Source organism: uncultured Mobiluncus sp., from assembly GCF_947087965.1.
Classification (GTDB): domain Bacteria; phylum Actinomycetota; class Actinomycetes; order Actinomycetales; family Actinomycetaceae; genus Mobiluncus.
The window spans coordinates 164,201-178,917 of record NZ_CAMUES010000005.1 but is presented as its reverse complement, the minus strand read 5'-3'; the positions used below and the strand labels follow the sequence as shown (position 1 = coordinate 178,917).

The 14,717-nt window shown below is 53.6% G+C and carries 4 protein-coding genes; 3 read left to right on the top strand and 1 reads right to left on the bottom strand.

Annotated elements, in window-relative coordinates:
• Positions 1–44: 44 nt before the first annotated feature.
• Positions 45–3,797 carry a hypothetical protein gene (locus Q0V70_RS06835; protein ID WP_297589980.1) on the bottom strand — a complete coding sequence of 1,251 codons (3,753 nt, stop codon included), beginning with the start codon at positions 3,795–3,797 and terminating at the stop codon, positions 45–47.
• Between the two features lie 1,756 nt (positions 3,798–5,553).
• On the opposite strand from Q0V70_RS06835, the gene Q0V70_RS06830 reads away from it, so the two are divergent.
• The 3 genes from Q0V70_RS06830 (at position 5,554) to Q0V70_RS06820 (ending at position 14,634) form a co-directional block, all read left to right on the top strand.
• On the top strand, positions 5,554–5,796 hold the full coding sequence (locus tag Q0V70_RS06830) for a helix-turn-helix transcriptional regulator (protein ID WP_004007738.1): 243 nt from the start codon (positions 5,554–5,556) through the stop codon (positions 5,794–5,796).
• The gene (locus tag Q0V70_RS06825; RefSeq protein WP_297589977.1) at positions 5,793–7,298 is read left to right on the top strand and encodes a type II toxin-antitoxin system HipA family toxin; all 1,506 of its coding nucleotides are present in this window, start codon (positions 5,793–5,795) and stop codon (positions 7,296–7,298) included. The genes Q0V70_RS06830 and Q0V70_RS06825 overlap by 4 nt, the downstream gene beginning before the upstream one ends.
• Positions 7,299–7,389: 91 nt before the next feature.
• Complete coding sequence (locus Q0V70_RS06820) at positions 7,390–14,634, top strand: hypothetical protein (protein WP_297589974.1); 7,245 nt, start codon at positions 7,390–7,392, stop codon at positions 14,632–14,634.
• Positions 14,635–14,717: the final 83 nt, after the last annotated feature.

Sequence of the window (14,717 nt, the reverse complement as noted above, 5' to 3'; positions counted from 1 at the left end):
GGGTTGGTGAAGCGCCCGTCTGGTGTCCTAAACATAATGCGTCCTTATTTGAATAGTTTGTTGAAAAACCCCGACTTGTTACCGGCCTGGGGGCTGCTACCGGTGGTGATAGTGGTGGGGGTTGGGGCGGTGTTGTTGACGAACCCCGGCTGGCCCGTAACAGTAGACAAAACCTGCTGCAAAGGTGGAGCCATGTTAGGGGCAGAGGTAGCCATACGAGCCTGGGCGGAGAGTTGATAGACCAGGTTGGAGTGGGGGATGGTGATGATGGGTGTGCCTAATGGTTGGAGGGTTTTAGTAGCCTGCTGATATGCGGGGTCGTTGGGGTTGGTGGCCTGGTTGATGACGATAATGGTTTTTGCGGGGCTGACACCTTTCATAAAGTATTGGTTGAGCCGTTTGGTGAGGTTGGTGGCGCCGGTGCGGGATGTGTCGGTGACGGCGATGATCCAGCCGGCGTGGTTGAGGGTGGCGGGAATGATCACGTCTTCGATGAGGCTGGTGGTGTCGTAGTTTTCGGTTGTGGCGGTGTCGATGAGGGTGAGGTTGGAGTTTTCGGTGATGGTGTTGATGGTTTCGGTGTAGAGGCTGGTGTCGATGAGGTGGGGGTCGGATAGGTCGGTGGGTGGGGCGAGGGTGACCGCATACCCGACGTCACCTAATCCTTGTCGATACTGGTTTATCCGGTTGGGGGTGAGGTGTTGGAGGAGTGGATTGTGGTTTTGGGTGGTTTGGTAGATGGATGGGGTGGTTTCGGGGAGGTTGAGGTAGGGGCCGATGTCTGCTTGGCCTCGGTTTGCGTCGATGATGGATACCCGATAGCCTCCTGGCCCGTAGCGGACGGCGGTGTCGGCGAGGGTGATGGTGAGTAGGGTTTTTCCTACGCCGCCTTTAGCGCTGATGAGTGTGGCGAGGGCGTGGCGGGTGCTGGTGATGGTGGGGATGGTGGGCCGTGTGGGCGTGGTTAGGGTGGCGACAGTGGTGGCGGTAGGTGTGGGGGTGGTGGCGGTTTGGGTTTTTTGTTTAACCCAGTCTGGCGTGTTTTGTGCCGTAGTGGTGGTGGTGGTGGTCCAGTTTTGTGGCGTATCTATAGGGGTAGGGTCGGATACGGGTTCGGGCGTGGGCTCAACCACGGTGGCAGGGTTAGACACCGGTTCGGGGGTAAGCCAGTCGGGAGTACTATTCTCGGGCGCGGGTTCAACTACGGTGGCGGATTCGGGCTGCGTTAACCAGTCGGGGGTACTACCAGTCGTTGCCTCGGCCACGGGGGCAGACTCAGACACAGGCTGTGCTAACCAGCTGGAGGTGTTGTCGGTCGCAGGCTCCAATGCCGATTCAGCCTCGACCGTAGGCATGAAATCTGGCTTCGGTTCTGCTACCGATTCGGGGTTAAGCCAATCAAGAGTACTATTCTCAGGCGCAGGCTCGACCACGGGGGTAGGGGCAAGCCAATCGGGGGTATCGTTTTCGACCGTGGACTCAAATACCGGTTCAGATACTAATCCAGATATCGTTTCAGGCGCAGGCTCAACCACGGTGGCAGGGTTAGACACAGGTTCAGATATTGGCTCGGTGGCAAGCCAACCAGGTGTGCTGTTCTCGGACATAGGTTCAACCACGGGTGTAGATCCGGGCGTGAGCCAACCAGGGGTATTGTTACCGTTCTCGGGTGTAGGCACAGATTCGGATGTCGGTTCGGGGGCCAACCAATCGGGCGTACCGTTCTCAGGCGCAGGTTCAACTACGGAGGCGGGCTCAATTACAGGCATGGTTTCGGGCTCGACCGTGGACGTAAAATCCGATGCCGGCTCAGCTATGGGCTGTGTTAGCCAGTTGGGCGTACTATCAGCCGTTGCCTCAAACACGGGGGTAGTCTCAGGGGTGAGCCAACTGGGGTTGTTGTTACCGTCCGATGCTTCAAATGATGGTGTAGATGCAGGGGCAGGTTCGGGGGATTTATTATCGGTCGCCGCCTCAAACACGGGATCCGCTGCCGGTTCGAATACAGAATCGGATACGGATTCGGGGGTAAGCCAGTCGGGAGTATTATTCTCAGGCGTAGGCTCGGCCACGGGGGCGGGCTCGGGGGTAAGCCAGTCGGGAGTACTATTCTCAGGCGTAGGCTCGGCCACGGGGGCGGGCTCAGGGGTAAGCCAGTCGGGAGTATCACCGTTAGCCGTTGCCTCAACACCGGGGGTAGGCTCAAAAACCGATTCAAATACTGGTTCGGACACAGATTCGGTTACTGGTTCAGATACATGTCCAGTCTCAACCGTAGGCATGCTCTCGAACCCGGACGTGGGTATAGAATCCGATACCGGCTCAGGCTCAACCGCGACTATAGGCTCTGGCTCAGATTCGGGTTCAGATTCGGATCCTGGTTCGGGTTCGGTCATGCTTAAAAATTCTTCCGCGCTATCAACTCGCTGAGTGCCGTCCTCAACATTGAGGGGCGTAGTGCCTAATTTAGCTGTCGGCTCGGGTTTTTCGTCCAAGGCTTGCCCAGGCCCGTAACTATTCTCATCTGCGACAACCCCGGAACCCGTCGCAGTAGCCTGTCCCCACTCCGTTTTAGACACAGGCTCAACAAAAGACTCCGGCCCTACCGCAGGTTCTTGTTCGGGCTCAACCAAGGGTTCTAGCCCTACCGTAGATGTTTGTTCGGGCTCAACCAAGGGCTCTGGCTCGGTCACGAATTCGAGTTGGGTAACCGGTGTGACACCGGCACCGTCCACCGTGTCTAAAACCGGCCAAGAATAGTCAGCCTCAAACACAGCCTCCCCGGACACTTCAGACCCAGCTACGGGTTCGCTTCCAGATCCAAACCCTTCAACCGAATTGGATCCAAGTTCTTCAACCGATTCAGGCTCCGCAATCGGATTAGCTTCGAGTTCGGGTTCTCCGACCAGGGCAGACCCAGGTTCTCCAACTGTAATGGATTCAAGTTCGGGTTCTGCAACGGGATTAGATTCAGGCTCTCCGACCAGATTGGATTCAAGTTCGGGTTCTTCGACCAAAACAGATTCCTCAATAGATTCAAGTCCTTCAACCGAGACAAACTCGAGTTCTTCAACCGGATTAGATTCAGGCTCTCCGACCAGATTGGATTCAGGTTCAGGTTCTTCGACCAGAGCGGGCTCAAGTTCGGATTCTCCGACCGGATTAGATTCAGGTTCAGGCTCAGTCCTAGATTCGGCCGCCCATACCGTCTCACTAAAAGGTTCATTCTTTATCCCAGTTTCGACCCCAGCCACCGATTCAAGTTCAGGCTCTCCGACCAATCCGGGTTCTCCGACCGATTCAAGTCCAGGTTCGGGCTCTCCGACCGATTCAAGTCCAGGTTCGGGTTCTCCGACCGATTCAAGTCCAGGCTCAGGCTCTCCGACCGATTCAAGTCCAGGCTCAGGCTCTCCGACCGATTCAAGTTCAGGTTCGGGTTCTTCGATTGTTAGGGCGGTGCCGGGTTGGGGGGTGAGCCCAGCAACGATGAGATAGGGTGTGAGGTCGTCTTGTGGCGTGAGATAAATAGTATGAGGCAGACCGGTGGCGATGTTTTCTGCACCGTCGGGCTGGATAACGATGACGGTGGTGCCGCTGTCGGCTAGTTCGGTAATAATCTGTTCGATGGGTGTGCCGTAGATGGGGTAGACGGGTTCGGGCGCGTGGATGATTAGCAGGTGGGGTGGGTTGTCCCGGATTTGGGGTATTGCTTTGCCCATGTCGGGGTCGCCGTAGGGCTGGTAGGGTGTGAGGATGTTTTTCAGACGGGCGGTGCCGGTGTATGCGAGTTTGATCATGTCTTGTCATTGTGTGCGGGCAACTTTTTTTGGGGGCGACATGTTTTTGGGTAGGGGTTTTTTGGGGACGCAGTCTGGCGGTAGGGCGGTGGGTTTTTTGGAAGGAGTAGACGGGGGTTTTTAGGGTCGTTTTTTCGGTGGAAGAGGCTGCTGTTTTTCGGGTGTTTTTTGGGGGCAAAAACGGGTGGTTTTTGGGGTGTGCGACAGGGGTGTTTTACCCCCAAAAACAGCCTGTGGATAACTCTCTTTTTCCTGTGGATAACCCTGTGGATAACTTTTTTAAGACGACCTCCAACCCCACTTTTCTCCCAGGGTTCTCCAAGGTTGGGTTTTGCTTCCTTATTAATGCAACAAAAATTTTCGGATTCATTCTTTGCCCCTTTTTACGCATTAGCCCCCTGTGTTTCGTGTACGGGGTGGGGTGTGCGGGGGGTCGTGCGTCTAAGGGGCGTTTTTGTGAAGATTTGAGGGGTGTTGTGCTGGGGTTGGGCTATGGTTTTTGTGTTGCTGGCGGGGGTGTTATTCCTGGGAATCACGTGTTTTTGCGTTTGCCCTGGTGGGAGCGTTTTTCCCCAATCCTGATAAATGTAGCACGTCTCCAGTACAAAATTCTAAACACGCCCTGAACTGGGATTATGTGCAATTGTACTGGCTTCAGTACAACTTCCAGTACAAAATTGCAAACCCACTTTTCGTTGCTATATCAACCAAAAGTCCGTTTCCAGTACAAAACGTACAAAATTTTTTAAATACTACAACTACTTAAGATACAGAAAAAAAAATTTTTTGATCCTCAAACTTGTATAGAGACATCTCCAGAAACAGTAAATTTTTTTTCCACTCCTCGCGTTAAGTATATATAAATATATTTGTACTATTTGTAATTAAAATAAATAATTAACTATCTCTACACCATTTTCACCTATCCCCATCAGCGTCTTTGATTTTTTCTTTACTTCTGCTTTGCCTTTTGTTGGTTTGTACTGCTCCAGTACAAAATTTACAAAACCGCTGGTCAGATAGGGTTTAATTTTGTACTGGAAGTTTGAAACCGCCTCTGACCAGGCTTAACTATTTTGTGACCTGGGGTTTTACCTCACTGTTTTTCGTGTTTTTCAGTACAAACGCGGCTGGCGATTTTTTCCGAAACGTGTTTGAGATCGGTTTTTTAAGATTTTCGGCCCCCGAGAGTTTCGTGTTACAAAAATCGGCTATCGAACATTTGTTCGACTCCCCATTTTTGTGCTAATGTGAACACAGGCACATTCACTTATTTAGATTATTTTAGCATCACGTAAATAAAAGTTGATACGCTGACACTCAACTATGAAAGAAACCTGAACGGCTAAACCTGTGGATAACTTTATCCACAGCCTGTGGATAACTTTTTTAAAATCCCCCACAAAAACCTGACCCCGCACCTTAAAAAACCGGCCCAAAACGGGGACTGAAAACGGCCCAAAATATTAGCCCCGCACACCCACAAAAATGGCCCCACAAAAATGCCCCAAAACACCCCCGTACCCTCGTACCAAACACGCCCCGAAAAACCAACCTCGAAAAAACTGGAACCCCTACCCGGAGGCAAACCCACACACCCCCACCCCATCAAAAGACTTCTGGGGACATGATTCGCACCACCCCTGAATTTATCGAAAAAGCCATCATCTACCCCCAACAAGATCTCGTGAACCTGTGAAGCATGGCGCAGCAAAAAACTATTAACAAAAATGTATCGTGAATGTATCATTCAGATATGGATATGGAGATTGTTGAGACGCCTGTAGACACACCAGAAAAATTCGGTCAGCTCATCCGAATGCGGCGCGTCATATTCGACTACACACAAGAAAACCTTGCCGAGAAAGCCGGGGTATCTCGTATGGCTATCAAGAGACTCGAGGCCGGCAACCCCAACGTGCGCTTGGACACAGCTTTGAAAGCCGCGCAAGCCGTAGGGGTACCGTTGCCCACCATCCTTGAAGGAAATCCCAAATGAGCACCACGTACCACACGCTAGACGCCTACCTTTACGGAAGAAAAATTGGCAGATTTTACCGCGACAAAAACAAAGCCAAATTTGAATACGATCCCGATTGGGACGGGCAACCAGTATCCTTGGGAATCACGAAAGACAACACAAATGTGAACGCTCTACCCTATCTAAAGGGACTACTTCCAGAGAACGAACACACCCGTCAGGAATGGGGGCGAGACTACGGTGTAAACCCCCGAGACCCGCTATCGCTGCTGGGAGCGGTAGGACAAGACCTCCCCGGCGCGATACAGCTTCTGCCGGAAGAGAAAACCCCGAACCTGGACGGCAAGGCCGTACCGCTAGATGAGCAAGACCTCAAAGCACTGATGGAAGCCGTAGCCCATCGGACGGGGTTCTGGGCTGTCCGCAGCGGCAAAAAACTGGACACTCCCGGTAAATTTTCGCTGGCTGGCGCACAAAAGAAAACCGCCCTTCACCGCTTGCCAGACGGAAAATGGGCCCTGCCCTTCGGAAGATTTCCCTCCAGTCACATCCTCAAACCTGAAATCAAAAACAGTTTCCCGGATTCTGACATCAACGAAACTATCTGCTTGAACACCATGAACCGCATCGGTATCAGAGCGGCGAAAGAAACTATCGAAACTGTAGGCGGTGTACGTGTCAGCGTAATCGAACGTTTCGACCGTGAAAACACAGAGACTGGCATCCGGAGGATACACCAAGAAGATTTATGCCAAGTATTACGGATAGATCCCTCCTACAAGTATTCGCAAGAAAAAGGACCCGATGCCACAGCATCAGCAAAACTCATCAAAGCCGTAGCCGGTGAGGATCAGGCACTCGAATTTGTGCGCCAGTTGGCTTTCAACGTGGCTATAGTGGCTCCTGATGCGCATGGAAAAAATTTTTCCCTCCTCGAATATCCAGATGGCAGGGTTGAACTTGCCCCCGCATATGATGTCACCTCCTATATTCCCTATATAGGTAATCTCGACTTTCGCCCGTTAGATACAGTTAGGCTGGCGATGCCTATAGGTCGCGCTAACCGTTTTGAGGATGTTTCGCCTTACAGATGGGAGCGTTTCGCGAAAACCGTAGGCTTGAATCCTGATCGAGTTATTGTTGAGGTCAGAAGGGTAATGGTGTCGCTGCCAGATGCCTTGTCGGATTCTCTGCGGGCTCATCGAGATATTGTTTCCGGTTCCAACGTGAAAGGTATGGTAGATAAGCTCAGGCAGCTGGGGGCGAAATCGTGGATTGGTGGAAAACAATCTTTCACTCTTGGGAAAGCCACTACGCAGGAGGGGGAAAACTGGTCATCGCAGATTGCCACAAGTGGGGTATTTCCGGGACAGCCCAGCGCTACAGGTAGCTTGTCTGTCTCTAGTGACGGAATAGCAAGCAGCGTGTCAGGTCGTCCTGCCGATGTTTGGGTTAACGCATATGTGCGCAAGGACGGGGTGAAGGTTAGCGGACATTGGCGAAAGCGGCCGGCTCACTAGCGGTTGAGGCTGAAGACCTAACCGTAGGTTACACGGCTTTTTGCAGAGTTTTGTTTTGCTGGGGGATGTTGCCCGCACACAACCGTAAGGCATGAACAAAACCAAACATGTCGCCGCTACTGTTATCGCTACCGCCCTCGTCCTTCTCGGTGTCACTGCCCCGCCAGCGTTGGCTGGGGATGGTTATAAGATTGCTGGCCTGGTTGCCGACAAGTGGACTGTTGGTGCCATGTCTCAAACTGGGGAGTGGTATGTTTGGGGCAAACGCACCCTCGACCCCAGCAAGCCAGTGCGTCAACTTGAACCGGTCATATCCGAACCGAACATCTCCCTTCCTAGTGTTTTGCCTACGAAAACTTTTAAGACCGCTTCCGGGATAGGCAACATTGGTATCGACGCTACCGGTTCTGTTTATTGCACCAGTTTGAGTAAAGAGTATACGGAGGAGCCTGAGGGGCTCAACTTTAACAATTTTAAGCAGGCCGATACGTCGGTTTGCCCGTATGGGGACTGGGGGTGGGTCTCGTTCTTTGATGATAAGAACATTAAGTATGTTGCGTCTAACTCTACCGGGGGTTTTTGGGCGGCTAACGATACTACGATTTGGGGGTGGGGGCATCAAACGTCTGGGTCGTTAGGGCTGAAACCGTCAACCACTACCCCCTCCCCGCTGCGTAGGATTGTGGGAACAAGCGACCTGAAACCTACCCGTATTATTCAAACCAGTTTCCTTAACGCTCCCACTATTGTCAACGACAAGTTTGAGTCTGCGTCTCTGTCCGATTTTTATCGACATCGTGCCGACCCGACATGGCAGATAGCCCTCAAGTATGTTGGTGTCCCCTTGGACGCGAACCAGGACTATAAGTCCACCGAGCTTTCGATAGACGAAACTGCGGGGTTCTATTTTGTCAACGAGGACGGGAAGTTGAAGATTCGTGACGTTCAAGGTAGGCGTCGCACTGATCATGGCGCTGTTTTGACCGGTATCGGAGACGAGACAACTTACTACGACAGTATTTTTGGGGAAGGGACTGTTGCGGGACTACCCGACACGACTAATCTTAAACAGCTGTATTTCACTTCCAATTTTGCTTTGGCTGTGATTGGGGGCAGGACCTATATTTGGGGGGCGCAAGACGACGGCAGCTTCCACAAGAAGGATTTTGTGTCGAAAATGTTTACTACCCCGCATACCGTGTCTCACTGTGGGCACAGTACTAGTAGTTTGTTTATGACGGGCTGTTTTATTGCCCATGCCCCGGAAGAAATCACCAGCAAACTAGGCGGCTCCACCCCGGTGGTGGGTGGTGTGCATATTCGGGGCGGTGCCGAAAACGGGCTGATTCGGGTAGTGGGGGAAAACGGTAAAGAGTATTCGTTTGATGCGGTGAAAGGATACTCCAGCCGTAACCTTGGTAACGTTAGTTCTCCGAGGCCGATTCGTGAAATATCTGGGTATGACGTGAATAGTGAGGGGGCGTCGTCGTTTTGTGGTATTTATACTGACGGGACTGGTTTTCTTGCCGACAGTTCGGAAACCAATTTTGTGGTGAAGACGTTCACGGGCCGAGACGGGGGCCAGTTCCTGTCTGTAGGCGGGGCGACGGGGCTTGGTGGCTGCCAATACACATACACGGGCAAGTTCACCGACGACATTTCGTGGAACAACACCTTGAACAGGGTGGACTATAAGCCTACTGCCTATACAAATAAGGCTCCGCAAGATTTGAACGGGCATGTTGTGCAAGCGTCCTACAACGGCCACCATCCGCGACTGTTTATGGCCGATTTTTCTGGGAAACGTTACGTGTATGGGGCAGGAGGCTTCCGAACCTATGACGTTTACGGCAACAGTATCCTTGACGAGAACGCCAACACGGTGAGACAGCCTCGCCAACAGCATACTGGCGGGCTCGTGTCGAAGTTTGCCCCCATCACGAACCTTCACCCGAAAATCACGGTGGACTACAACCGGGCACATATAAGGGTGGTGGATCAGTCGAACGGTGAAGGCTACATGCCGGGCACATTCTTGGACTATACGGTGACACAGGACGGGCAAGAGTACGGTAAAGAGAGCCCGTTGTTTGATGCCGGTAAAGACAAAATGACCGACCCGCTCGGTTCTGGGGCGGATTCCCACCTTATAGATATCGCTAAATGGGCGAAACTACCGGCAAAAGAATCCACAGTGACCGTGACTACGAAACTTCGGGACAATGTTACTACCTGCACTAACGGATCATGTTTCGCTACGGTGAAAGATTCTTCTCCTACCCTGCAGGTGGTGTCTGCTGAGACGGACACGTCAGGGAAATATAAGGTCGTGTTGAGGCTGGATAGGGCTGATAGTTCGGCGTTGTTGCAGGGCGCAACGGTGAAGGCGAAAACCCCCGATGGGGTCGTGTATAAGACCGACTGGGAGAACGGCGGCTGCGGCATGGTTTTGGAGAAGAATTGGGTTCAGCGTGGTGAAGGTACTAACTGTACGACTAAACCGATAGAGATAGTCGCGACCGGGGAACTAATCGATAAAACCAAACCAGCCGATGTCGTGTTTTATGCCTCTAACCCGTTGCATGAGTTTAAAAAGCCGGCTGGGCAGGCGTGTCCCGTGGGGGTGAAGTATTGTGTGGTGGCGAAGGTTCCGACCGCACCGGGCGACATAAACCAGATTGAGCCCAGTATGGCCCCGGTGTCGATAGACCCGGACGGGGCCGTGAACTATGAACTGAAACTAACCAACAATAATAAGAAACTGTCCACCCCCGTTTTCGATTTGGGAATGGAGTTCAACGGCACCACCGGCGTCGAGGGTGCCAGTGAGTATAAACCAAATAGTGAAGTGTTTGATTATCCTGCGACGGTGAAGGTTCCGGCAATCAACGCTGGGGAGACCTGGACCGGAACCATGAAGGTGAAACCTAAGACTGGGATGGAACTTGCCGGGGATGCATCTATTGCCGGGCTGTGTTTCTACAAACCGTTCTCGAAAAAATATTGCGCTGACCCTTTAATCTCTCTGCGTAAAACTCCTCGGTCTGAGGGCGGCGGCTCCCTGTCTGCCCCCTCCTGGTCGATAAACACGGACCGGAACAACTATAGCGGTCTCGAATACCTCACCATCGACGAAACCTCTCCGGCAACGTTCGCAGACGGTACGAAAAAACACGTGATTGGTAAGAAAGAGGCCGGCCCGGTTGTTGTTACGGCTCCGGCACAAAACGGTCCGTTAACTATCCCCGTCACCCTATACGCCCCGTTCTATGTGGGCACATTCAATTTGAACCTGGTGGATGCTTCTAGGTTGGATGCGAAACTGGTGCCGGACGGGGTGACAAAAGACGGTAAGCGGGCCAAGTTTGTTTTGAATGTGACCAACACGGGGACCGGAGACTCCCCTGTCTTAACCTGGGGCCTGTCTATGGGAGATACCTATAAGGGGAACCCGGTGTTTGCTGAGGGGTTCACGGAGGTTGATATTACGGGTGGTGGCGCATCCCAGGCGGCCACGTCGTCTACCTGGGCTCCAGGTGTTATAGCGGCTGGCAAGTCTAAACAGGTGACTGTTCTGGTGGATAAGGGGGCGGCAGAGTCGCCTATCGACACTTGGTTGCAGGCTGGCCCGCAGGGTAGGGATTGTCCTGGCGGAGCGGGATGCGCCCGGATAAGTATTGGGGATGTGCAGGCGGTTTTGTCTTCCCCGGACATGCTACCGGCTCCTGGCCAGGAAGGCACTTGGGTGCTGAAACTGTCTAACCTGACTGAGGGGGATGCTTACGATGTGGTGGTGGTGTCTGCGGATTCTGGGGATGGGTCGGATTTGTGGCAGCCGAAGTTTGTTGACCCTGACGGTGAAGAAGGCCCAGTGGTGGTGAGTGCGGATGGTAAGACTGTGACCATCCCGAAAATCGCGGCCGGGGCAACAACCGGCGTGAACATCCTGGCGCAGGTTAAGGGTGGCGTGTCGCTGCAAGACGGTGTGAAACACACGGTCAGAGTGTCCACGCTACTATCCAAGACGGCCAGCAAGGATACGGAAGTGAAGGACACGTCCCAACTACAGGTTGACCTGGCTGACAGTGGTGGGGAGGTTGTGTATGGGCAGCCCCACACTTGGAAAGCAACCATAAAAAACCCCACCGAGAAACCAGTCACCGGAGTAAAAGTCGAATTCGCCACCAGCCAGAGCATGAAAGACCTGAAACTCGACGGGATAGACGGCACCACCTGGAACGTGGGCGACTTGGCGGGGGGCGAAACCAAAACTATTACCCTGACCGCCACACCTATAGAGGACCCGTCCGGGAAATGGACTATTAGCGGGAAAGCATCCTCCACCCTACTGCCTACTTTGGATGGGTGTAGGGCGAACGAGGGCCTGGACGCGGACGATGACCGGTGTGACATTGTTCATGTTGCCCCGGCAGGGAAACTACTTGTGCATGCTAACGTGGAGGGTGAGCCGAAAGCTGGCGAAAAAGCCCTTGTGAAAGTTAGCGTGCAAGGACCCGCGTCAGGGGCCAAAAACGTGCTCATAAAAACCAGCAACGGAAAATGGGTTAAAGGTAAGTTTCCGGCGGGTACTACCGGGGACGACACCAGCTGGACTATACCCGAACTGGGGGCGGGTGAGAAGAAGACCGCCACAATAGAGGTGCAAACCGGCCCCGATGATGTGTCGGTTGCGGTGAAGGTTGGGAAAAAACTAGACCCGTGTGTGTCTAACGACGACCTGTCGTCTGATAGTGACGAGTGTGATGTTGCTGAGGCGAAGTTGGGTAACGGGGCAAAGTTTGATGCGTCCACCACGCTGGTGAAGGGGGATAAGGCTAAAGCCGGGCAGCCTGTCGAATGGAAAATAACCATCCGAAACACGGGTGTGTCTACTGCCGACATGAAAGCCACCGTGTCTAACACGCCGGGTATGGAAGGCGCAAAAATTGTTGATGCTAGTAAAGGCAAGACGGTAGACAAGGCTTGGAGTATTGAGAAACTACAGCCGGGTGGGGAAGCCACCGCAACCATCGCCATGCTGGCCCCGGTAGGCATGAACCGTGTCGAAGGTAGCCTGAATGTTGCGGGCGGGGCTCAAGCCACAATTATTTCCTTCAAAGTAGATTTGACCTTACCGCCGACCGTGCCAAAAGTGGACGTGTCTACGAAATGGTTGCGTAAAGACGGGACGAAAGACGTGTGGCAGGTCAAAGTCACCAACCCTGGTCCCGAAGAAGCCACCGACATACGCATCCAAACCGGGGCACGGGATCCCGAATGGGGTACGCCTACGGTCGGGGAAATCCGTAGTAACGAATGGGTGCTAGACCGGTTACCGGCTGGGGACAGTGCAACAGTCGAGCTAAAAACTGTGGGGCAAGACAACGTGACCGTTTGGGCTAACGGCGGGAATCGTCCTACCCCACCGGACGGGTGCGGAACCGAAGCCGCATGCTCTACCGGAACAATACCCGACCCGACACCTGCCGGTGTAGTGGTGTCGAAAAAGTTTGTAGACACCACTAGCGCGGGTGACGTGTGGCAAATAACCGTCAAAAACACGGGCAGCGAACCGGTCAAAGATATACAAATAGTGGACACAATACCGGGTGCGTCCTGGGGTGTGCCCACGGCCGGCAATACAGACTCTGGCATGTGGCAGATAGGCTTGCTGCCTGCTGGTGGGGAAGCCACCGTACAAGTCACCACAAAAGGCACAGATTCTAACCAAGCCTACGCCCAAACCAGGGAGGGACGAGACCCGGGCGACTGCACTAAAGCGTGCGCGAAAACCGAGCGGCCCAAACCAGATAACAATAAAGGTGTACCGGCGGGTGTGAAAGTCACTAAAACCTGGCAGTCGAAAGACAAAACCGGCGGCGACGTGTGGACCGTGACCGTAACCAACACCAACACCACCCCCGTAGCCGACATAAAAATACGAGACACGGTGAAAGGCGCGACGTTTGCCCCCACCCCGAGGATAGGCAAAATCGTGGACGGTGCCTGGGTGATAGACCTACTGCCGGCAGGACAAATAGTGACCAACCTAGTCACCACAAAAGGCACGGACTCTAACCTCGCCTATGTTGAAACCAGTGAAGGCAGGCCAGGGATAGTGGACGCACAGTCTTGTACCGACGAAGGATGCGCGTCCGCATCCACCCCTGCCGGAAAAATACCCGACACGGTGAAAGTCACAAAAACATTCACCAAAACCCAAGACGGGGCGGATGTTTGGACTGTGACTGTCACCAACACTGGCAACAAACCTGTAGTGGGGGTGACGGTGGTTGACGCGGTAAAAGACGCTACCTGGGTAAAAACTAGCGGGGTCACAGTGGAAGGCAACCGGGCAACGTTAGGAACCTTGCCGGCGGGCGACACAAAACAGCTGCAGGTGAAAACCAAGAATGTGTCCGAAAACTTTGCGTGGGTCGAAACCGGCGGGCAACGCACAATATCTTCCGTGGGGGACTGTGTGACGGCTTGTGGGATGGCGAAAAAACCGAAGCCTACAGACCCGTTAGCAAAAATCGTGTTGAAGACGGGCGAACCAACCCAGTCCGGTAAAACCCTGTCTTGGAAGGTGACCGTCACCAACAACGGCACGACCCCGGTAGAAGGCGCAAACATTCATGTATCTCTACCGTTGGAGAATCTACGTATAGAGGCCGGTGACGCATCGGGCACGAGTGGGGGCAAACCGAGCATGTCTAATGTGCCGGTCGCAGGTAAGACTCCGATGGGTGGTGGGGCCGGTATGGCCACCGCCTGGTCCAAACCCGAAGGTGGCGGATCCGGTATGGCAACCGGTATTGACACTGGGGCGACCCAGGCTCTACAAGCCGGCGGGAAAACAGTATCCAAAACCGTTAGCCTTCCGGTAGGGGACACTACTGTTACGGTTACCGGTATTAGGGTTAGTGACGGCCCGGTGTCTGGCCCTGTTTGGGTAGGGGACACGACCGTGCCTACTAACTGTACGGGGTCGTGTGTTGTGTTGTCTGCGCCTGGGGTGAAAAAAGATGAACCGCAGCCGTCGCAGTCCCCCAGCCCGGAAGTGCCCGCCCCGGAAAAGGTAGACAACAACAGTGGCGACAGTAACGGTAGTGGTAGTGACACGGCTGCGGACGGGCAGGATACCGGATTTGGTGGGGCAGGCATACAAGGAGCATCCCCGATATCCGGCGGGGGGTCAGGCGGTGGCCTGGCCGTAACCGGCGCCAACGTTGAAACATTAACACCCTGGATACTGTTCCTGCTGGCGAATGGGCTGATTATCGTGTGGCGTGCCCGGCGTCGCAGTGTAGAAAAACTGTCCCGCACACAATGATGCGGGTGTAAGGGAAAGAATCCGCACACCTACCGGCCACCAACAATAGGGGGTTGGGGGTGGCTGAACGTTAGGAGCGTGGT

What these genes read in the sequence shown, in the direction of transcription:
- Q0V70_RS06835 (WP_297589980.1), bottom strand. Translation starts at nt 3,797, where the DNA reads ATGATCAAACTCGCATACACCGGCACCGCCCGTCTGAAAAACATCCTC.
- Q0V70_RS06825 (WP_297589977.1), top strand. Translation starts at nt 5,793, where the DNA reads ATGAGCACCACGTACCACACGCTAGACGCCTACCTTTACGGAAGAAAA.
- Q0V70_RS06830 (WP_004007738.1), top strand. Translation starts at nt 5,554, where the DNA reads ATGGATATGGAGATTGTTGAGACGCCTGTAGACACACCAGAAAAATTC.
- Q0V70_RS06820 (WP_297589974.1), top strand. Translation starts at nt 7,390, where the DNA reads ATGAACAAAACCAAACATGTCGCCGCTACTGTTATCGCTACCGCCCTC.